General features: G+C 41.6%; 21 protein-coding genes. 9 read left to right on the top strand and 12 right to left on the bottom strand.

Annotated elements, in window-relative coordinates; translation table 11 throughout:
* Positions 1–77: 77 nt before the first annotated feature.
* The 9 genes from ribD to argE all read right to left on the bottom strand — a co-directional run bounded on the left by ribD (position 78) and on the right by argE (position 9,526).
* On the bottom strand, positions 78–878 hold the full coding sequence (gene ribD / locus AAC854_RS16065; protein ID WP_340618000.1) for a bifunctional diaminohydroxyphosphoribosylaminopyrimidine deaminase/5-amino-6-(5-phosphoribosylamino)uracil reductase RibD: 801 nt from the start codon (positions 876–878) through the stop codon (positions 78–80).
* A 65-nt stretch (positions 879–943) separates the two neighbouring features.
* Positions 944–2,629: a WD40 repeat domain-containing protein gene (locus AAC854_RS16060; protein ID WP_340617999.1), complete on the bottom strand. Its 1,686-nt coding sequence runs from the start codon at positions 2,627–2,629 to the stop codon at positions 944–946.
* Positions 2,630–2,646: 17 nt separating this feature from the next.
* Positions 2,647–3,252 carry a GTP cyclohydrolase II gene (gene ribA, locus AAC854_RS16055; protein WP_340617998.1) on the bottom strand — a complete coding sequence of 202 codons (606 nt, stop codon included), beginning with the start codon at positions 3,250–3,252 and terminating at the stop codon, positions 2,647–2,649.
* 42 nt (positions 3,253–3,294) lie between these two features.
* Positions 3,295–4,305, bottom strand: coding sequence for a formylglycine-generating enzyme family protein (locus AAC854_RS16050; protein WP_340617997.1), 1,011 nt, complete (start codon positions 4,303–4,305; stop codon positions 3,295–3,297).
* 54 nt (positions 4,306–4,359) lie between these two features.
* Entirely contained in the window at positions 4,360–5,097 is a 738-nt protein-coding gene (locus AAC854_RS16045) for a class I SAM-dependent DNA methyltransferase (protein ID WP_340617996.1), read from the bottom strand.
* A gap of 422 nt (positions 5,098–5,519) precedes the next feature.
* A complete protein-coding gene (locus AAC854_RS16040) occupies positions 5,520–6,428 on the bottom strand; it encodes a LysR family transcriptional regulator (protein WP_340617995.1) in 909 nt (302 codons plus the stop codon).
* Between the two features lie 314 nt (positions 6,429–6,742).
* Positions 6,743–7,345, bottom strand: a complete 603-nt coding sequence (locus AAC854_RS16035; protein ID WP_340617994.1) for an FMN-dependent NADH-azoreductase — start codon at positions 7,343–7,345, stop codon at positions 6,743–6,745.
* A 206-nt stretch (positions 7,346–7,551) separates the two neighbouring features.
* Positions 7,552–8,037: a DMT family transporter gene (locus AAC854_RS16030; protein ID WP_340617993.1), complete on the bottom strand. Its 486-nt coding sequence runs from the start codon at positions 8,035–8,037 to the stop codon at positions 7,552–7,554.
* A 331-nt stretch (positions 8,038–8,368) separates the two neighbouring features.
* Complete coding sequence (gene argE, locus AAC854_RS16025; protein WP_340617992.1) at positions 8,369–9,526, bottom strand: acetylornithine deacetylase; 1,158 nt, start codon at positions 9,524–9,526, stop codon at positions 8,369–8,371.
* A 102-nt stretch (positions 9,527–9,628) separates the two neighbouring features.
* On the opposite strand from argE, the gene argC reads away from it, so the two are divergent.
* The 5 genes from argC to oxyR all read left to right on the top strand — a co-directional run bounded on the left by argC (position 9,629) and on the right by oxyR (position 15,208).
* Positions 9,629–10,633 (top strand): N-acetyl-gamma-glutamyl-phosphate reductase, encoded by a 1,005-nt coding sequence (gene argC, locus AAC854_RS16020; RefSeq protein WP_340617991.1) that lies wholly within the window; start codon positions 9,629–9,631, stop codon positions 10,631–10,633.
* 81 nt (positions 10,634–10,714) lie between these two features.
* Entirely contained in the window at positions 10,715–11,488 is a 774-nt protein-coding gene (gene argB / locus AAC854_RS16015) for an acetylglutamate kinase (RefSeq protein ID WP_340617990.1), read from the top strand.
* Positions 11,489–11,556: 68 nt separating this feature from the next.
* Positions 11,557–12,768 (top strand): argininosuccinate synthase, encoded by a 1,212-nt coding sequence (locus AAC854_RS16010; RefSeq protein WP_340617989.1) that lies wholly within the window; start codon positions 11,557–11,559, stop codon positions 12,766–12,768.
* Positions 12,769–12,816: 48 nt separating this feature from the next.
* Positions 12,817–14,190 carry an argininosuccinate lyase gene (argH, locus tag AAC854_RS16005; protein ID WP_340617988.1) on the top strand — a complete coding sequence of 458 codons (1,374 nt, stop codon included), beginning with the start codon at positions 12,817–12,819 and terminating at the stop codon, positions 14,188–14,190.
* Between the two features lie 100 nt (positions 14,191–14,290).
* Positions 14,291–15,208, top strand: coding sequence for a DNA-binding transcriptional regulator OxyR (gene oxyR, locus AAC854_RS16000; RefSeq protein ID WP_340617987.1), 918 nt, complete (start codon positions 14,291–14,293; stop codon positions 15,206–15,208).
* Here the strand turns inward: oxyR and sthA are convergent.
* Positions 15,200–16,597, bottom strand: a complete 1,398-nt coding sequence (gene sthA / locus AAC854_RS15995; RefSeq protein ID WP_340617986.1) for a Si-specific NAD(P)(+) transhydrogenase — start codon at positions 16,595–16,597, stop codon at positions 15,200–15,202. The two genes, oxyR and sthA, sit on opposite strands and share 9 nt — an antisense overlap.
* A gap of 207 nt (positions 16,598–16,804) precedes the next feature.
* Here sthA and fabR point away from each other — a divergent pair, with 207 nt between their 5' ends.
* Both fabR and AAC854_RS15985 read left to right on the top strand, forming a co-directional pair.
* A complete protein-coding gene (gene fabR, locus AAC854_RS15990) occupies positions 16,805–17,467 on the top strand; it encodes an HTH-type transcriptional repressor FabR (RefSeq protein WP_340617985.1) in 663 nt (220 codons plus the stop codon).
* 21 nt (positions 17,468–17,488) lie between these two features.
* Positions 17,489–17,866: a YijD family membrane protein gene (locus tag AAC854_RS15985; protein ID WP_340617984.1), complete on the top strand. Its 378-nt coding sequence runs from the start codon at positions 17,489–17,491 to the stop codon at positions 17,864–17,866.
* 95 nt (positions 17,867–17,961) lie between these two features.
* Here the strand turns inward: AAC854_RS15985 and trmA are convergent, their stop codons facing one another.
* Positions 17,962–19,062: a tRNA (uridine(54)-C5)-methyltransferase TrmA gene (trmA, locus tag AAC854_RS15980; RefSeq protein ID WP_340618001.1), complete on the bottom strand. Its 1,101-nt coding sequence runs from the start codon at positions 19,060–19,062 to the stop codon at positions 17,962–17,964.
* 217 nt (positions 19,063–19,279) lie between these two features.
* On the opposite strand from trmA, the gene btuB reads away from it, so the two are divergent.
* Together btuB and murI are read left to right on the top strand one after the other, a co-directional pair.
* Positions 19,280–21,094 carry a TonB-dependent vitamin B12 receptor BtuB gene (gene btuB / locus AAC854_RS15975; protein WP_340617983.1) on the top strand — a complete coding sequence of 605 codons (1,815 nt, stop codon included), beginning with the start codon at positions 19,280–19,282 and terminating at the stop codon, positions 21,092–21,094.
* Positions 21,039–21,902 (top strand): glutamate racemase, encoded by an 864-nt coding sequence (gene murI / locus AAC854_RS15970; protein ID WP_340617982.1) that lies wholly within the window; start codon positions 21,039–21,041, stop codon positions 21,900–21,902. Before btuB ends, murI begins: the two co-directional genes overlap by 56 nt.
* On the opposite strand, the gene AAC854_RS15965 is transcribed toward murI, so the two are convergent.
* The coding region (locus AAC854_RS15965; protein ID WP_340617981.1) for a hypothetical protein at positions 21,899–22,162 on the bottom strand (264 nt) is incomplete at its 5' end. The two genes, murI and AAC854_RS15965, sit on opposite strands and share 4 nt — an antisense overlap.

The raw sequence follows: 22,162 nt of genomic DNA, 5'->3' as shown, positions 1-22,162 counted from the left end.
TGCTGTGACATAGCCTTTTGTTCCTTTATTTCTCTATTTTTGACGACTTAAAGTTATAAAGGAGCGGCTATGTCATTTCAACTCATCATAAAAGTCGAGCATCGCGTTAATTTTATGTCTTGCACATCTGGGTGATGAACAATGAGCGTTGGAGCCGTTTTATCAAGAACTTTGGCTTTGAGAGGGGTGCGTAGCTGGCTATCTAGAATGATACGGAGAGGTGATAAATTCATATCATGAGATACGCGGGCTGTTAGCTGCGGATCATCTGCTAATACAGTACCAATACCTGTTAGAATTGCACAACTGCTTAATCTCCATTTATGAACATCTTCTCTTGATTTTGCAGAGGTAATCCATTTTGAGCGGCCGTCAGCAAGGGCCGTACGACCATCTAAGCTCATACCTATTTTGGCTCTAACCCAAGGGCGTCCCCTGCGGACTCTTGATAGAAAACCACAGTTAAGTTCTTCTGCCTCTTTCTGCAGAAGGCCAATTTCTACATTGATACCCGCTTTGCGTAATCGTTCAATACCTTTTCCATTTACTTGAGGGAATGGATCTTCACTTGCAATAACGACGCGGCGAACACCTGCGTTAATAAGAGCATCACAACAGGGAGGGGTTTTACCATGATGAGCGCATGGCTCCAATGTGACATAAGCTGTTGAGCCATTAGCTTGTGAGCCCGCTTGATAGAGAGCATTGATTTCAGCATGCGGCGTTCCTGCTCGTACGTGCCAACCTTCACCAATGATGTTATTTTCTTGAACTAAAACACAGCCGACTTTCGGGTTGGGGCGTGCAGTGCAACGACCTTTTTCTGCTAACTCCAGTGCGCGGCGCATATATAATTCATCAGAAAGAGTATTAGACATACTTCGTTCTCTAGTCGTGTGTAAGCTCTGCGTGGTATGTAAACCACGCAGACATTTTTTATTGATTAAGCACTGATTTCAATGGAATATAGATTTCCATCATAAGAGCTAGCAACAAATATTTTTTCTTTTGATGAATAAGTAATACAAGATATTCCACTTGTTGTGGGTTTATTTTTTGAAATCCATTCGCGTTTCTGTAAATCAAATAAGGCTATTGTCCCACCATAACTTCCGGTAGCGATAATTTGTTGATCGTCAGAAGTAGATATACATTTCACTGAATGTTGATGAGGGGTTTCATAGACTTCTGCTTTATCAGATTTCCATATCCTAAGTTTTAGGTCACGACCAACACTCGCGAACCCGCCATTGATAGACGAACAATCGTTAGAAATTCGATCATGCGCTTTTTCAATGTAAGAATGCAATTTAAAATTATCCACTCTATGGAATGCCACGGCTGCTGTCGCGCATACACTGAATATGTATTTTTCATTAGCAGATAGCCCCTTGATTGCATTGTCATGCAAGCGTATCTCTTCCAAGAAACGTACCGCTCCATTCTCATCTATATCAAAGATCAACGCTTCACCTGTGTAAGTGCCTATGGCCGTATGCTGATGCCCATTACGGATAAAAGTAGTACCACAGTTGAGTGGAGAACGATGTTGATAGATCAGTTCACCACTAACAGCATCAAAGAGTTGCCCCATTTGACCACCTGTTAGTATTTTGTGTCCACAAGGCAGAAGAAAATTACAGAGGCTACCAATCGCAATATTGGGTTCACCGTTAACAAATAATGTACCAGAATCACCAATTGAATAAGTATTGTTGCCACATATTGCCACAGAATTGAGACTAATAGCTTGTTCAATACCATCAATATCCCAAGTATTTAAATGATGATTCCAGACTGCATACGTTGAACCAAAAGTTACGAAGGCAATTCGTTCCTCACCAAGGAAAGCACAGCTCCGAGGCCATATAAGACTGGGCAAAGAGCTTTCAGAGATCTTTTTAAGTTCACCACCAATAAGTTTCCATAGGATGACTGAACGATCATAGCTGAGACTAATTAGGCGTTTCGTTCGTTCATCCCATACCACACGCTTAATGCCTGCTGAATGGGCTTGTATGCTACGTTTGCTAGCAGCATCAATAATAATGAGTTTACCTTCATCGTCACCAGCAAAAATGATTCCGTCATTAGTTAAAGCAATTGTATCGGTTTCCACACCGTTTAGATCGATACATTCAATTTCGATACCGTTGATTGTATCCCATCGACGAATTGTGCCATCATCACTACTTGATATTAAGATGTGACCATCCATGCTCCAACTAACAGAAATAACATCAGCCTCGTGTCCTTGCAAAACATGCTGGCATTGACCATTATCTACTCGGAATAGTCGAATGCTTTTATCTCGTGAGCAAGTAGCAACAAGATCACTCGTTGGATTAAAAACGGCCATTTCTACATCATCTTCATGGCCTAATAATGCAGCTTTTAACCGCATAGTTGGAATTTCCCAAATTCGAGCACTATAATCGCTACTAGCGCTAACTAACCAGCGACCATCAGGACTGAATGAACACTGGTTGGCTAAGTGGTCGTGATGTACACGATGTAGCGCTTGTTTATTTTGTGCATCCCAAAGAATAACTTGATTATCGTAACCAGCAGTAGCTAAGTAACGCTCTTGAAAAGAAGCGATACCACTTATTGGAGAAATGTGTTTCATTGCTGTGATGACCTTATTTAGGCAGATAGCTTTAGTTTGATGGCGTGATTTTTTTTATTGGCCTTAGCCATAAGGTAGTGTTGATTATGCTTAGTCATGTATACACCGGTAGAGATGACTTCATCTACCTGTATGCCATTTTTTTGTAATGACGTGACTTTTTCTGGATTATTCGTCATTAATCTGCAATTAGTTACACCAAGTGCATTTAGCATGCTTGCTGCAACAGAGAAATCCCGTCCATCTTCAGGGAAATTCAATTGCTTGTTAGCTTCGAAAGTATCTAGTCCTTTATCTTGCAAGCTATAAGCATCCAATTTAGAGTACAACCCAATTCCGCGACCTTCTTGGCGGAGGTATAATAATATCCCTCCTTCCTCACACATTTGCTGGAGGGCTTCTTGTAATTGAGCCCCACAGTCACAACGATGGGAGCCAAAAATATCTCCGGTTAAACACTCTGAGTGAATACGTACAAGAGGAGATTTGTTCTGGTATTCTCCCATTACAATTGCAATATGTTCATTTGGTGATGCAAAACCATCAAATGAGACGAAAGAGCCAATATGTCCTTCTGAAAGTATAGGAATATCAACTGAATTTTTTACACAGCATGTAATCATAATTTATATTTCTTTATTGTATATTAATTTAATTAGCTGTTCTTATGAGCAGAAACTTTCAGCTAGGCGAAAACCCATTACGTAAATGTTTCTGGGGAATTTCCCATGGCGACGAGTATTTCTGGCAAGATCTCGAAAACGAGAATAACTTCCCCCTCGTGCCACTCTGTGCTTACCTTGAACATTGACTAAATCATCTTGTACGGCAACCCCTCCAGGATAAGCTGCGTAGTTTTCCGCAACATATTCTTCGACATTACCAGCCATATCTAAACATCCGAAAGGTGAGGCGCCACCGGAGAACATACCTACTGGAGTTGTGGTAAATATTCCACTTTCTGCTGTATTAGCATAGTCTGGTAGAAATTGTTCTCCCCAAGGAAACTGTAGATTATCAGGGCCCGCTGCTGCATATTCCCATTCAGCTTCATTAGGTAATCGGAAAATTCTTCCGGTTTTTTCTGTTAGCCACTGACAATAACAATCAGCATCTTCAGCCGTAATTCCATTAACGGGATGATTAGCAATTTCAAAAGGATAACGTCCTAAAAACCAAGTATCAGGTAAACGACTTTCGCCACTATCCTTTAAAAAAACCATATACTCAAAATTAGTAACAGGATACTTGCCAATTCTATAAGATTTTAAGTGAACGCGATGGCGAGGTATTTCTTTTATTATCCACTCACGGTCTAAATTTAAATCTGATAAAGCAACCATAGTAGAATCTAATTCTTCAGAAGATAATCCAATATAAATATTTCCTCCTGGAATATCTATCATTTTTGGAGCAAGTGGGTCTAGTCTTGGATCTCCTGTATATGAAAGTAATTGTCCTGCGGTATAACGATATTCCAATGGGAATTCTATACTTTCAATTATTCTCAACCAATGATTTATACTTTCTTTTGATAATTTTTTGAATTCTTCTAAAGTTAGATTTAATTTCCTAGTTGGAGTATAATTTTCTTTCAACCCCAGCAATTTTCTGTCACTTGAATCTGGAGACGCTTTTTCTAAGTAGCAGGGTGAATGAAAATGTTTCATATTCATTAATTCACCTCAAATATTTGTCTGTTATTTAATATAGTAAATTGGACAATAAATTTAATACTCACAGATAAGACCTGTTTGAAGGCAATTTTCCTGAAAAGTATTCCAGAATCCTTCTGGATAAGATTCTATATCACTATTTAAAAGTAATGGTTTTCTCCATTCAAAGTTTTTGAATCCTGCTTTTTCAAGAGCATGTTCGTAATTTTCACGACTCCATCGATAAAATGTAAAGGAACTCGGTGGATTAGTAACAAACTCAGCTTGATATCGAAAACCACTGTTCCAGCTTTCTTCATTCAGAACATTCACTCCATAGATGTCAAAGTTCCCCATTTTTAATTTAAAATCAGGATCAACTGTGTAAGCAATTAATTTACCAGAAGGTTTTATATTATTAGCAATAACGCGGAACATTGCTTCAAGATCGTTTAATGATTCGGCATTGTTGAATAACCAAGCAGCAACAACAATATCGAATTTTCCGAATGATTCCATGGTGCAAACATTGCGAACGTGAAACTCAAGATCGTCGCCATATTGTTTTGATTTTTCTCTGGCGAGGTCTATCATTTTTTCTGATATATCTACACCAATTACTTTGGACGCACCGAGGTTTCGTAACTCTCGACCGAAATAGCCATATCCACAAGCTAAGTCTAGAATTGATTTTCCACTGACATCTCCGATCATATCGAATATCGTTCTGACTTCTATTTTACGTTGGGCAACAGTATCTGCAAATTCTTCGAAAGATTCTCCGATAGAGTCATAGATAATTTTCTTCTTCATTATTTACCTTCGGTAATACATTAAGTGTTTCTAGTTAAAATTTAGCTAATTGATTAATAATTTAGTAAATTAATAATCAATTAAGTTTATTATGACATTAAAATAATTAACGGCAAAGATTGAGCTGTGTTTGTTTTATGCTTGTCAGTATAAATATAAAAAGTAATCAGTGATTTATTTTTAGAGGGGATGATAGTTTCAAATGTAATAATTTTCAAATTATTTTGTTAAATATTGATAATTAATAAAAATAATTAGTGTCTATAAAAGTGAACAACATAATAAAAATTAATATTTATATGGAAAATTGTTTCTTCGCAGTGTTTTTTGTTTTGTTTATAAATCAAATAGTTTGCTTCTTATGGGAAGTGCATGCCATCTCAATAATGAAATGGCATAAAAGTACGATATTAAAAATCATACTAATTATTATTCAAAATACGCATGATTATCTGTCTTAGCCAACAATGAGCAGTATCTATTTCCTGCCGTTTGTGCCAAACCATTTTAAAATCGAAAGGAGCAATGTCAAATGGTGGGGAAAATATCTGTAGATTAGAGTCATTTTTTATACTAATTAAACTACGGTGAGCTACTGTGAGAATTAAATCAGTTCCAGAAATGATATCATTGGCTATACCCCAGTGAGGTAGTTGCACACTAATCTTTCTATGTAAATCTTCTTTTGCTAAAACACGATCAATATCGTCTTCTGCACCTGCTCGCATAGCAACAGATACATGAGGGCGTGCTAACCAAGAGTTTCGATCTAGATATCCATTTTCTGGAATAGTTGATGCATCAGCTAGACAAGAAAATTTTTCGATGAATAAAGTATGCTCACGTAAATCCTCAGGTACCTTTTGCGGAAATACTCCGAGAGCGAGATCAATTTCGTTATCGATTACGTCAATAAGCATAGACTCTCGGCTAGCTTGACTTATAGATAATTTAATATTAGGGGCAATAGTGCGAAATGTTCGGATTAAAATGGGTAATAGAACACGAGCTCCATAGTCTGACATTGATAAACGAAAAGTTCTTCTGGTCTGAGTTGGATCGAATGATGGGGGTTCAATTAGTGTATTAATTTGTCCCAAAATCTCACGAAGAGGTGCGAGTAATTCTTGAGCTCGAATAGTTAGTTCAAGCTTTCCAGAGCGACGAACTAGTAAAGGGTCATCAAACAGGTTGCGCAAATTTGCAAGTGCATGGCTTATTGCTGGTTGGCTTTTATGTAGTCTATTTGCTGTACGAGTGATGTGCTTTTCGATTAATAATATCTGTAAAGTCACCAATAGATTAAGGTCAATGTTTCGTAAATTATTCATAAACTTTATAATGAGATGTTGTTTTTTTAATAAATTACATTAAATTTCATTACATTTATAGTTTGTTTTCAAAACAACTGAAATATAGATCACAAAATCAGAATGTATTAGAGGAGTTTTCAATGTAACGAATGGAAATGTACTCATAAAGTATTAGATGGCTTATGGAAGAAAGAAAAAAAACGCTACAGGGAACAGTAGCGTAAAATGTAACAAAAATATACTCAGGTGGTTTTAAAGATTAAATAATGATATCTTTAGATTGAAAATTGCATACAACTGCAGTGGTAAATTGGTCATTTTATGAATAGGAGTTAAGAGAACATTTCATCCATTATGTTACGCACGTTATTTTGTGATTGCATGGCTGATTCATTTCCTAGCGATAATCCCTCTGCGAAAATGAATTCAACATCGGTAATCCCAATAAAATTCAAAATGAGATTCATGTATGGAGTCAGTAAATCAGAAGGGCTATCTTTGTAGATCCCACCACGAGCGGTCAATACGATGGCTTTTTTGCCTTCTATTAACCCTTGAGAACCGGACTCAGTATAACGAAACGTAACGCCTGAACGGATAATTAAGTCAAAATAATTTTTTAACTGAGTTGGAATGCTAAAGTTATACATAGGTACTGCAATAACAACTACGTCATGACTTTTTAATTCTGAAATTAATGAATTAGATAAATTCAGTGCCTCTTTTTGTCGATCTGTTAAATCAATATTATTTGTGCATAATGCACCTACTAATTCATTATCAAGTACAGGAATTGGATGTTTAGCCAGATCTCGAATGGTGACTTTATTTTCTTGATTGTTATTTGACCATTTTTCAATAAAATAATCTACCATTTTATTACTTTGAGAGGATTGATCTAGAATGCTAGATTTAAGTATAAGTGCTTTACTCATGTTTGGTTCCTTATAATAACAATGGTGACGCCAATGTCGTATTGACTAATCATATAATATGAAAAATCAGAGCGTAAGATGTATTAACATCACCAAAGAATATTTATAAAATTTGATAATGAAAAACTTAAATGTTTTAATTTTTATGTTTTGTAACTAATTGAATTAAAATAAAAAAATGTTAAGTTTTCTATGGGGATTTATTTCTAATTTTCACTGGAAGCCATAGTGAAATATTGAACCATCAGGACACCAGAAAAAATTAATACAATTCCTAATAGCTTTCCTAAATTTGCTTCCTTAATTGGCAATCCCATTAATCCAAAATGATCAATCAGTACAGATGTAATAATTTGGCCAGATATCACACATATAATGAAATTAGTTGCGCCTAGCTGTGGAGTCAGAATGAGAGCCGCAGTAATGTATATCACTCCAGCAATACCACCAAACCAAGACCATATTGGTAAGTTTGTTGCCTGAGCAATCTGTGGCATTGGTACTTTCATTGCTAGCAAAACTGGAATAACAGCTAATAAACTCACTAAAAGTGACACTACAGTTCCCCATAGCGGATGCCCTAAACTGCGGCCTAGTGCAGCGTTAGCGCCAGCTTGCAGTGGCACCACAGCTCCAGCAAAAATTGCTCCACATGTCAAAATAGCAGCTGATATTGAAATAGGGAATGTCATTGATATTACCTCAAATTAACTTTAAATCATGTTCTTGGTGTTTAACTATGTTCCTTAGTTAAGTATTGGATTCTAAAACTCGGTAGTATTAAACATGTTTTTCTCTTACTTGAACGAAAGATTCACCCAGTAGGTATGTGATAACGTTTTAATACGCGGTCATTCTTAAACATTAGTCAAAAGAATTGAAATCATTTTTTTAATACAAAATTATTCAAATCATGAATGATTGGTTGCGGCCATATCGTTTAATCTTCTTGGTAGAAAAAACAGATCACTTAAGTAAAAAAAACCTCGGCGCATTCACCGAGGTTATTATATGTAGTGACAGTCAACCCGCATTCAAGCAAAAATGCTCCACAAGCTGTGAAAGCAGTTTCCTTGTTGGTTCAATAAATGCCATGTCCAAGAATTCATCGGGTTGATGTGCTTGTTCAATAGAGCCCGGCCCCAAGACTAATGTCGGGCACAACTCCTGAATAAAAGGGGCTTCTGTACAGTAGTTGACGGTATCCGCTTTCGTTCCCAGCAGTTTTTCAATTACACCCACCAATTTATGGTTTGTTGGGCATTCATAACCCGGGATCGGGGGGTGAAGTTCCGTTACGTTCAGGCGCCCGGGCCAGCGTTGTTTTACGGGTTCCAGTGCCTCATTCAGCAATCCGTTTAAATCCTGCAAAGTTAATCCAGGAAGAGGGCGGATATCCATATGCAGCTCGCAGCAAGCACAAATGCGGTTTGCCGCATCCCCGCCATGAATATGGCCGAAATTCATGGTTGGATAGGGAATGATGAAGGCCGGATTGTGATAGCGCTCTTGCAAGGTGTTGCGCAGTTCTATCAATCGAGTAATGGATTCATGCATCAGATCAATGGCATTAACACCTCGCGCGGGATCGCTGGAATGCCCTGATTTTCCTTCAATACGGATCGATTGAGCCATATGTCCTTTATGGGCGCGGATCGGTTGTAATGATGTTGGTTCGCCAATAATCGCGAAATCAGGCCGAATGTTGGCATTGGCAGCAAAGTAACGTGCTCCGGCCATTGATGTTTCTTCATCAGCGGTAGCCAGAATATAAAGAGGATGAGAGAGTTTACTGACATCAATATCCCGCAGAGCATCAACGATAAAGGCAAAAAAACCTTTCATATCAGCCGTTCCAAGCCCATATAACTTGCCATCGCGTTCGGTCAGTGTGAATGGATCTTGTGTCCAGCGCCCAGCATCAAAAGGAACGGTATCCGTATGACCACACAGTAGTAACCCTCCCGAACTACTGCCCAATGTAGCCAGTAGATTGAACTTACCCCGGGTTTCAGGGACAGCTTGAATTTCAATCGAAAAACCAATCTCTTTTAGCCATTCCGCCAGCAGATTGATAACAACTTCATTGCTTTGATCCAACTCAGCATCGGTGGCACTGATAGAGGGCGCTGCAATGAGCTGATGATATAACTTAATAAATGGCGGTAATTTGATATTCACTGTTGACAGCCCTTACTCATAATAGTATCAATATTAATTCATTTTAACTGAATAAAAATGCAATTATATAGTTGGGTTAATACTACAAGGTGAATAAATCCCATGTTGAATGCTTTGATCGTTGGTGCCAGTGGTTATACCGGAGCTGAGTTAGCAGCATATCTGCAACGCCATCCCCATGTCCATCTCTCCGGTTTGATGGTTTCTTCCCAAAGTTCAGATGCGGGGAAATGTTTTTCAGCGCTTTACCCGCAATATAAAGGCATGCTTGATTTACCCTTACAGCCGTTGACTGATGTTTCTGAGGCGGCGCGTGGTATTGATGTGGTTTTCCTCGCGACGGCTCATGAAGTCAGCCATGACATTGCACCGATATTTCTGGAAGCGGGTTGTATTGTGTTTGATTTATCAGGTGCCTACCGAGTACAAAATACACAGTTTTATAAAAAATACTATGGATTCGAACATAAAAATTCAGCATGGTTAGAACAGGCAGTGTATGGACTGGCAGAATGGCAGGCAGAAAAAATCAAGCAAGCCCGGTTGGTTGCGGTGCCCGGTTGTTATCCTACTGTTTCCCAACTTTCACTGAAACCACTGCTCGAAAAAAATTTACTGGATACGGAATATTGGCCCGTGATCAATGCGGTCAGTGGTGTCAGTGGTGCAGGACGAAAGGCATCAATAACCAACAGTTTCTGTGAAGTCAGTTTGCAGCCTTATGGTGTTTTTAACCATCGCCATCAACCTGAAATTGCGGCACATTTAGGTACAGAAGTGATCTTCACACCCCATTTGGGCAATTTTTCGCGCGGGATTCTTGCCACAATTACCTGCAAACTGAAATCGGGTGTGACAGAAGAACAAGTCAGAGAGGCTTATCTGCGGGCTTATCACGATAAGCCGCTGGTACGTTTATACAGTCAAGGTGTACCTGCGCTGAAATCTGTTGTTGGTTTGCCGTTCTGCGATATTGGTTTTGCTGTTCAGGGGCAACACCTGATCATCGTGGGGGCTGAGGATAATTTGCTGAAAGGTGCCGCCGCACAGGCCGTGCAGTGCATGAATATTCGTTTTGGGTATGAGGAAACTCAGGCATTGCTTTAATCTGACATTTAAATGGCTACAGACTGAATGCCAAAGAATCAAAATTCCGACAGATGTTAATACTGACAGAGGATAAATCCGATGGAGCCGTTAGTTATCAAGTTGGGTGGGGTGCTATTAGATAGCGAAGAAGCACTGGAACGGTTATTTACCACATTGCAGTTGTACCGAAAGACCCATAAGCGCCCGCTGGTCATTGTCCATGGTGGTGGCTGTTTGGTTGATGAGCTGATGCAGAAATTGCAGTTACCGATTTTGAAACAGCAAGGTCTGCGAGTCACGCCAGCAGATCAAATCGATATCATTACTGGAACATTGGCGGGAACAGCCAACAAGAAGTTATTGGCATGGGCAATAAAATATCGATTGCCTGCCATTGGGTTATGTCTGGGAGATGGTGGCATTGTAAAAGTATCCCAACTTGATGAAACGTTTGGTCATACAGGAAAGGCTCAGCCCGGACGCCCCGATTTCCTGAAAATTTTACTGGATGTGGGCTATATGCCGATTATCAGTTCAATTGGCATGACAGAACACGGTGAATTGATGAATGTGAATGCTGATCAGGCCGCTACCGCCATTGCACAAGTGTTAAACGCAGATTTGGTTTTGTTATCTGATGTGAGCGGTATTTTGGATGGCAAGGGCAAGAAAATCCCGGAAGCTACATCGGAAAAGATCGAGCAGCTTATTGAACAGGGCATTATTACCGATGGCATGATCGTAAAAGTGAATGCAGCTCTGGAAGCCGCAAAAACGCTTGGGCAGCCAGTGGATATTGCGAGTTGGCGACATGCGGAACAATTGATTGCGTTATTTAATGGCATCCCTGTCGGCACACGAATTTTGGGCTGATGAATTTTTGGGTTGATTGAGAACATGGCCTTTGGCTGAGATAAAAACAAAATTAAAAGGTTATCCCTATGACGAAAAGCATTAAAAAAATTGTGTTGGCATATTCCGGTGGATTGGATACCTCTGCCATTATTCCGTGGCTGAAAGAACATTATGATAATTGTGACGTGATCGCGTTTGTTGCTGATGTCGGCCAAAGTCGTGAAGATCTGGAAGGTGTCGAGCAGAAAGCATTGCGTTCTGGTGCTTCTGAATGCTACGTCGTTGATCTGCGTGAAGAGTTCATCAAAGAGTATGTTTATCCTGTGCTGAAAACCGGTGCGTTGTATGAAGGCAGCTACCTGCTTGGTACGTCAATGGCCCGCCCAATTATTGCTAAAGCACAGGTTGAACTGGCATTGAAAGTGGGAGCAGATGCTGTCGCCCACGGTGCAACGGGTAAAGGTAATGATCAGGTTCGGTTTGAAAGCACTTATACCGCTTTGGCACCGCATCTGAAAGTTGTTGCCCCGTGGCGGGAGTGGGATCTGCGTTCCCGTGAGGCTCTGTTGGATTATTTGAAAGTCCGTGATATCCCCACAACCGCAACGCTGGAAAAGATTTATAGCCGTGATGAAAACGCCTGGCATATCTCAACTGAAGGCGGGGTGTTGGAAAGCACGTGGAATGCCGCCAATAAAGATTGCTGGGTTTGGACAGCCGAGCCAGAAGATGCGCCTAATGAACCAGAATATGTCACTGTTACCGTTGAGAAAGGTGAAGTGATTGGTGTGAATGGTCAGCTTTTTTCGCCTTATCAATGCCTTAATGAATTGAACGCTCTGGGGGCTAAGCACGGCATCGGGCGGATCGATATTGTGGAAAACCGTTTGGTGGGCATGAAATCCCGTGGCTGTTATGAAACACCAGGGGGAACCATCATGATGGAAGCACTGCGTGGTATTGAGCAATTGGTTCTGGATCGCGATAGCTTCAAATGGCGTCAGCAACTGGGACTGGAAATGTCTTATGTTGTCTATGACGGACGTTGGTTTGCACCATTACGCCAGTCAATTCAGGCAGCGGCGGAAATGTTGGCAGACAGTGTCAGCGGGGAGGCTGTCCTTAAACTCTATAAAGGGCAGGTGACAGCCGTGCAGAAAAAATCCGCCAACAGTCTCTATTCTGAAGAGTTCGCTACTTTTGGCGAAGATGAGGTTTACGATCACAGCCATGCTGAAGGTTTTATCCGCCTCTATTCGCTTTCTTCACGTATCCGTGCGCTGAATAGCAAAAAGTAATTTCTTAATCATCGACAGTAAAAAGATAAAGAGAACAGGAAGGATATTATGGCACTTTGGGGCGGACGTTTCAGTCAGGAAGCCGATCAGCGGTTCAAGCAATTCAACGATTCACTGCGTTTTGATTACCGTTTGGCTGAGCAGGATATTGTTGGCTCAGTTGCATGGTCAAAAGCATTGGTGACGGTGGGAGTATTAACTACCGGAGAGCAGCAAAAGCTGGAGCTGGCTTTGAACGAGCTACTGGATGAAGTGCGAATCAGCCCCAAGGCCATTTTGCAAAGTGACGCGGAAGATATTCACAGTTGGGTAGAAGGGCAACTGATTGCGAAAGTGGGAGACTTGGGAAAAAAACTTCATACAGGTCGTAGCCGTAATGATCAGGTCGCAACTGACCTGAAATTATGGTGTAAAGATCAGATTGCCCATATCCTGAACGCATTGATTGGGTTGCAGCAAGCATTGGTACTCACCGCTGAAAATAATCAGGATGCAGTGATGCCCGGTTATACCCATTTACAGCGGGCGCAACCCGTCACTTTTGCCCATTGGTGTCTTGCCTATGCGGAAATGTTGGGGCGTGATGAAAGCCGTTTGCAAGATACATTGAAGCGGTTGGATGTCAGTCCGTTGGGATGTGGCGCGTTGGCAGGAACGGCTTACGATATCGATAGGGAGCAATTGGCATCATGGTTAGGTTTTGCTTCGGCAACACGCAATAGCTTGGATAGTGTTTCCGATCGGGATCATGTCTTGGAGCTACTGTCAGATGCAAGCATTAGTATGATCCATCTTTCGCGTTTTGCCGAAGATCTGATTTTCTTTAATAGCGGTGAAGCCGGATTTGTTGAATTGTCAGATCGGGTAACTTCCGGCTCTTCTTTGATGCCTCAAAAGAAAAACCCAGATGCACTGGAGCTTATTCGTGGGAAGTGTGGCCGGGTTCAGGGGGCTTTAACAGGGATGATGATGACGCTGAAAGGGCTTCCGCTTGCTTACAATAAAGATATGCAGGAAGACAAAGAAGGCTTGTTTGATGCACTGGATACCTGGTTGGATTGCTTGCTTATGGCGACACTGGTACTGGATGGCATTCAAGTGAAGCGTTCTCGTTGTGAGGAGGCAGCAAAACAGGGATATGCCAACGCAACTGAGCTGGCTGATTATCTGGTGGCAAAAGGTGTTCCATTCCGTGAAGCACATCACATTGTTGGTGAGGCTGTAGTGGCAGCAATCACTAAAGGTAAGGCTCTGGAAGAACTCTCTTTACTTGAATTACAAAAATTCAGCGATGTTATTTCAGCGGATGTTTATGCCGTTTTATCGTTACAATCCTGTCTGGATAAGCGTTTGGCAAAAGGTGGTGTAGCACAAAAACAAGTGAAGCAAGCGATTGCTCAGGCAAAGCTGCGATTTAGGTAAAAAAAAACCAATAATCACAAGCCGTTGATAGTTTTTTGCCCTCATGGATATAATGATTTATAGATCAATACTATCATTGATATCAAAAGCAGAGGTGGGAATGAATATCCGCGATCTGGAATACCTTGTGGCACTTGCTGAATATCGGCACTTTCGCCGAGCTGCTGATGCTTGTCATGTCAGCCAACCAACATTGAGCGGGCAAATCCGCAAATTGGAAGATGAATTGGGTGTGATGCTGCTGGAACGTACTAGCCGCAAAGTATTGTTTACCCAACAGGGTATGTTGTTAGTGGAACAGGCCAAAACCGTATTGCGTGAAGTCAAGGTCTTGCAGGAGATGGCTTCTCTTCAAGGTGAAAGTATGTCTGGACCGCTGCATATCGGTCTTATTCCTACAATCGGCCCCTATCTTTTACCGCTTATTATTCCTGAATTGCATAAATTGTTCCCTAAATTAGAAATGTATTTGCATGAGGAGCAAACCCAAAACTTGCTGGCGCAGCTTGATAGCGGAAAGCTTGATTGTGCTATTTTGGCGTCGGTGAAAGAAACTGAGGCATTTATTGAAGTGCCGCTTTTTGAAGAACCGATGAAACTGGCCGTGTATGAAGAACATAAGTGGGCAGAACGAGATCAGTTCAAAATGAGTGAACTGGCCGGTGAGAAATTACTGATGCTGGAAGATGGTCATTGTTTACGTGATCAGGCTATGGGCTTCTGTTTTCAGGCGGGAGCCAAAGAAGATACCCATTTCAGGGCAACCAGTCTGGAAACGTTGCGCAATATGGTGGCAGCGGGTAGTGGTATTACATTATTGCCTGAATTATCGGTTCCACGAGAGAGAAAACGTGATGGTGTATGCTATCTGGAATGTGATCAACCGATACCTAAGCGCTCCGTTATATTGGTCTATCGCCCCGGCTCACCTCTGCGTGGTCGCTATGAGCAATTGGCAGAGGCGATTAGGGTTAAAATGGGTAATTATTTCGACGTCCTCGAAAAAATATCAAAATAACCGGTTTAACCCATTGAGCGCTGCAACACGGTAGGCTTCCGCCATCGTTGGATAATTGAAGGTAGTATTAACGAAATATTCGATATTATTGCCTTCACCTTTTTGTTCCATGATGGCCTGACCGATATGAATGATCTCTGCTGCCCGTTCGCCAAAACAGTGAATACCCAAGATTTGTTTTGTTTCACGGTGGAATAGGATTTTGATGCTGCCGACATTCATTCCCGCAATTTGTGCTCTTGCCAGATGTTTGAATTGAGCGCGTCCAACCTCATAAGGGATTTTCAGGGCAGTTAATTGCTGCTCGGTCTTGCCCACTGAACTGATCTCTGGAATGGTATAAATTCCTGTTGGGATGTCTTCCACCAGATACAGGTCTGCGTTACCCGTTGTGATCGCCCTTGCTGCAATGCGCCCTTGATCATAGGCCGCAGAAGCCAGACTTGGATAGCCGATAACATCACCAACCGCGTAGATATTTTCATTGCTGGTCTGGTAGACACGGTTAACTTTCAGTAAGCCACGACTGTCTGTTTCCAACCCGACATTTTCCAAACCGAGCGTGTCTGTATTACCTGTTCGGCCATTGGCATATAGCAGGCAATCAGCTTTAACTTTTTTGCCGGACTTCAGGTGAACAATCACACCATCATCAACACCTTCGATCTTTTCATATTCTTCATTGTGGCGGATGATAACGCCACTATTCCAGAAATGGTAAGACAGGGCATCAGACATTTCTTGATCAAGGAAAGACAGCAGATGATCACGGGTATTGATCAAATCTATTTTAACGCCCAGCCCCCGGAATATAGAAGCATATTCACAGCCAATGACCCCCGCCCCATAGATAATCACGTGACGTGGTTCATGATCCAATTGCAGGATGGTATCGCTGTTATAAATGCGGGAATGGGTAAAATCGACGTCGGGAGGGCAGTAAGGGCGGGAACCAGTGGCAATGATGATTTTATCCGCGCTTAATACGTCAACACTACCATCGGCATAACGAACACTGACCCGATGCTCATCAATGAATGTTGCCTCTCCTGCAAACATCCGGCATCGATTGCGTTCATAAAACCCTTGGCGCATTTTTGTTTGCTGGTTAATGACAACTTCAGCATGGCGCAGGATTTCAGAAAACGATGAACGGAGAATGCGGGAGTTATCACTGTAGAGAGGGTTTTGATTAAATTCGATAATGCGACTGACTGCATGGCGGAGAGCTTTCGACGGAATGGTGCCCCAGTGAGTACATCCACCACCGACATTATTGTAACGTTCTATAACAGCAACGTTTTTACCTTGTTTTACCAACCCCATTGCTGCTCCTTCCCCGCCGGGACCAGAGCCAATTACAATGGCATCAAAATGAGTATATTGCATAGAGGAAAGACCTGTTTTTACACAAAATAACAACTCTATCTTAACATTATTTGATGTAATAACCCAATGAGCATGCGGTTTTTATCTCATTGTTTAGAAATAAAACAGAAAAACATCGAATAATATCTTTAAGAGAACAATCACAGCAAACCCCGCAGAATCTGTTATATTTGCCTCATTATAGAGTCAAGATAGATCAGGATTGTTGTGAGTAACGTAACCGGCGTTAGAGCAAAACAGAAAGAAAAAACCCGTCGCTCCCTGATTGAAGCAGCATTCAGTCAGCTTAGTGCTGAACGTAGTTTCACCAGTTTGAGTTTGCGGGAAGTGGCTCGTGAAGCTGGTATTGCACCGACTTCTTTCTATCGTCATTTTCGGGATGTGGATGAATTAGGTCTGACTATGGTAGATGAAAGTGGTCTGATGTTGCGTCAGTTAATGCGTCAGGCCCGTCAGCGTATCGCAAAGGGTGGCAGCGTCATTCGTACTTCTGTTTCAACGTTCATGGAATTCATAGGCAACAATCCTAACGCGTTCCGGCTATTGCTGCGTGAACGCTCCGGTACATCGGCTGACTTTCGTGCGGCTGTAGCACGGGAAATCCAACATTTTATTGCTGAATTGGCAGACTATCTTGAACAAGCGAGCCATATGCCACGTCATTTTACCGAAATACAAGCTGAGGCGATGGTGACAATCGTGTTCAGTGCAGGTGCAGAAGCGCTGGATATTGACGAGGAAAAAAGGCGTCGCCTCGAAGAACGTTTAGTTTTACAACTCCGCATGATTTCCAAAGGCGCTTATTATTGGTATCGTCGTGAGCAAGAAAAAAATACTGTCCCTAAAGTGATCCCTAAAACTTCTGAATAATAATGAAAGGAGAATAATACGATGGAACAATACCGCCAAGATAAAAGCACAATGTTGCTGGCTCTTATCGTTGGAATGGCAACACACGGAACTTTCTCAGCATTCTTCAATTCACATGTGCCTTTTTCTGTTTTCCCTATTATCGCATTGGCACTTTCTCTGTATTGTCTCCATCAACGTTATTTAAATTACCCAATGGCAGAAGGGCTGCCAAAACTGGCAACAGGATCTTTCTTCTTGGGCATGTTTATGTATAGCGCATTTATTCGGATGGAATATCCAGAAATTGGTTCTAATTTCCTGCCAGTCGTCATTGCCACTGTCTTGGTATTTTGGATCTACTTAAAGATGAAAGGACGCAAACAGCAGTCGAGGTTCACGGCAGAAAGCCAAAGCTGATAGTTTTTAGCGAGAGCAGCTCAATAAAAAACGCCATGAAATTAATCTCGTGGCGTTTTTGTTTTTCAGTCAGCAGTAATGATCATTTATGGGGGTTAGGTTCTTTTTTCCAGCAGTACACCGCATTCCATATGGTGGGTATAAGGGAATTGATCAAAGAGTGCCAGTTTGCTGATCTTATGAGTCTGCGTCAGTGTTTCCAGATTTTGGCAGAGTGTTTCAGGATTGCAGGAAATATAAAGGATACGTGGATATGCCTGAACCATTTTGATGGTATCTTCATCCAGACCGCTGCGCGGCGGGTCAACAAAAATGGTTTCACATTGATAACTCTTTAAGTCGATTCCTTGCAGTCGATTGAATTCTCGCTCTCCATTCATTGCCTGTGTAAATTCTTCCGCCGACATACGGATAATCTGTACATTATCAATGTGGTTCGCTGCGATGTTAAATTGTGCGGCAGCAACTGAAGGTTTGGCAATTTCTGTCGCCAGTACTCGGTCAAAATTCTGCGCCAGCGCCAGAGAGAAGTTACCATTACCACAATAAAGTTCAAGCAAATCACCTTTAGAGCCTTTGGTGATATTAATCGCCCACTCCAACATATGAATATTGATGCTGGCATTCGGCTGTGTGAAGCTGTTTTCAACCTGGCGGTAAATCATGGTCTTACCTGCAACAGGTAATTCTTCATCTATATAGTCATGATCGAGCATAATTTTGGTTTTTGCTGCGCGCCCAATAAGTTGGACATCAAAACCTTCTGCGATTAATTGGTTGCGCAGAATAGTTGCCTGTTCACGCCACTCATCACCCAGTTTTTTATGATAAAGCAGGGAAACAATGATTTTGTTGCTGCGGGTGGAAAGGTAATCAACCTGAAACAGTTTATGACGTAATACGGGATTATTTTTTACGCCGGCAATGATTGCTTGCATCATTCTATTGATAAGCTGATTGGCTACCGGAAATTGATCAATACGGATACGTTGCCTGGTCTGCTGATCAAACATGATATGGTACAGGTCGTCTTCCTCATGCCAGATACGGAATTCTGCTCGCATTCTGTAATGTGATGCAGGAGAACGGAAAACTTCAGGCTCAGGTGCGCTAAAGGGGGCCATCATTCCTTTTAGGCGATGGGCCTTTTCCATCAATTGGTTTTCATAATTTTCCGTTGGCAAAGCATTCTGCATTATCTGGTTCTCGTATGGTCGCATTAAGAAAAATTTCCGAGCGGCATTGTAGGTGAAGCGTAGAGGTAGGGGAAGCGTAAAGAATGTCCGGTTTTCTGGTTTATCGGCCTCTTTTTTTGATGGGGTGGATTCTGGACACCCTATGGCCTTCATCGTAGCATGGCTCCTTATAGTTAGGTGTATAGCCGTTAAATACCACTCTCTCATTGCAAATCTTATGACAAATAAAAAACACATTCTTTTAGCTGCTGTGTCTGTTGCAGTGTTTTCTGGTTTGAGTCATGTTGCAGTTGCGGATAATCAAGATCCGATAGTAGTTACAGCCAATCGTTTTAAACAGCCGATTTCCTCAGTTTTAGCACCAATGACGGTGGTGACTCGTGAAGAGATAGATAAGTGGCAATCTAGTAGCTTAGTTGATGTCTTACGCCGTTTGCCGAGTGTTGATATTGCGCAGAATGGCGGTATCGGGCAGCATTCCTCTTTATTTGTTCGTGGTACAAACTCAAGTCATACACTGGTGCTGGTGGATGGAGTCCGTTTGAATCAGGCTGGTATCACGGGTTCGGCTGATTTTAGCCAAATACCAATTTCAATGGTGCAGCGAATAGAATATATCCGTGGTGCTCGTTCTGCCGTATATGGCTCTGATGCTATCGGCGGGGTAATCAATATCATCACTAAGCGGGAACAACGCGGAACAACACTAAATGCGGGAATAGGGTCTAATGGATATCAGAATTATAACGGCTCGACACAGCAAAAACTTGGTGAGAATACTTTATTAACCGCAGCAGCAGGTTATACCTATACCAAAGGGTTTGATGTTGTTGCTGGTAAAGGAAGTAATGAACCTGATCGAGACGGGTTTATGAGCAAAATGTTATGGGTTGGAATTGATCATAAATTCAATGATCAATTCAATGGGTTTGTGCGCACATACGGTTACGATAATAGAACAAATTATGATGATGCTTCTACGGATACCCGAGAATTATTCAGCCGTAATTACGAAACCGGAATTCAATTTAATCAAGGTATTTATTCTTCTCAACTCACTGCCAGTTACAGTCATGCTAAAGACTATAATTTCAAACATAAGCGTTATGAGGGAAAGGCGACTCTGAGTGATTCAAAACAATACAACATGCAATGGGGAAACTTATGGCAGGTTGGCTATGGGGCAATCAGTAGTGGAGTTGACTGGAAAAGGGAATCAGTTGCCGCAGGCTCCAACTATATTCCACAACAAAAAAGTGTTGATAACACAGGCTTGTATTTAACAGCACAGCAAAAAATCCATGATTTTACTTTGGAAGGGGCTGTGCGTTCAGATCGCCACGCTGAATATAATTGGAATACAACATGGCAAACGGGAGCGAGTTGGGAATTCATTGATGGTTATCGTCTTATCGCTTCCTATGGTACGGCATTCAAGGCGCCAGCTTTAAACCAGCTTTACAGCCAATGGGGTAATGAAAGTCTTAAACCAGAAAAAAGTAAACAATGGGAAGGTGGAGTTGAAGGATTGACTGGCCCACTGAATTGGCGTTTGTCTGTTTATCGTAATGACATTGAACAATTGATAAATTTTACCAATAACCATTATGAAAATATTGGTAAGGCAAAAATAAAAGGTGTTGAGTGGACGGGAACGATGGATACCGGCTTATTCCAGCACCAACTTACATTACAGTATGTTGATCCGCGTGATGGCAATGATCAGCAATTAATGCGTAGGGCTAAACAGCAAGTTAAATATCAATTAGATTGGGAAGCCTTCAATGTCGATTGGGGAATAACCTACCAATATATTGGTAAGCGTTACGACCAAGATTATAGTGTGTATCCTGCGAAAACAGTGAAATTAGCTGGTGTAAGTCTATGGGACATCAACGCCTCATATCCAATCACTGACCACCTTACAATACGTGCTAGAATAGCTAATCTGTTTGATAAAAATTATGAGACAGCCTATGGCTATCGCACTCCAGGAAGAGAATACTACCTCACTGGTAGCTACAACTTCTGATTTAAACAAGACCACCCGTCCAACGATTCTGGTTTTTGATTCCGGAGTGGGTGGTTTATCTGTCTATCAAGAGGTCCGGCAATTATTGCCGGACCTCCACTATATATATGCTTTTGATAATGAAGCTTTCCCGTATGGAGAGAAAACGGCCGAAGTGATTATCGACAGGGTCGTTCAAGTTGTTGATGTCATCCAGAGAAAACATCCTTTGGCAGTTGTTGTTATTGCCTGCAATACGGCCAGTACAGTCAGCCTGCCAGCTCTGCGTGAACGTTTTCCCTTTCCTGTCGTTGGTGTCGTGCCTGCAATTAAACCCGCCGCAAAACTGAGTTGTAACCGCGTTGTTGGATTATTGGCGACACGTGCTACGGTGAATCGCGACTATACCAAAGAATTAATTACCCGATTTGCGACGGATTGTCAGGTCTACTCAATAGGCTCATCTGAGCTGGTGGAATTGGCGGAGAGAAAACTACACGGTAAGGATGCCCCGCTAGAAGAGTTAGAAAAGATATTGAAACCATGGCTGAAAATGAAAGAACCTCCAGATACTGTCATTTTAGGTTGTACTCACTTTCCTTTAATTGCAGAAGAGCTTTCACAAGTTTTACCTGATGGAACAAGATTGGTTGATTCAGGAGCAGCTATTGCCCGCAGAACCGCGTGGTTGGTTAAAAATCGGGATGATTTGTTTTTAACAACGATGGATAACTTGGCTTATTGCACAAAGATGGAACCAAATAGTGAAGCTCTGCGTCCTGTTTTACGTGAATATGGCTTCCAATCGCTGGAAAAGCTATCAACTTAAGTGCAATTTGGCGTAATAATCGCCAGTCGGTAATTTTTTTCAAAAAAACTATTGTCAGCGCCGTAAAACTCCCTATAATGCGCCACCACTGACCGACGCTGAGCTGACACAAGCCGCTGAGGAAAGGGGGAGAAAAGTGAAAATAAACGCTTGACTCCGGAGGCGAAAAGCGTAAGATACGCAGCCTCGCAACCCGGAAGAGACTTCCGGTTGCCAACGCTCTTTAACAAATTAATCAGACAATCTGTGTGGGCACTCGC

The organism is Xenorhabdus entomophaga (genome assembly GCF_037996725.1).
Taxonomy (GTDB): domain Bacteria; phylum Pseudomonadota; class Gammaproteobacteria; order Enterobacterales; family Enterobacteriaceae; genus Xenorhabdus; species Xenorhabdus khoisanae.
Note: the sequence above shows the minus strand (reverse complement) of the source record. Positions and strands in the feature narration are given on the sequence as shown.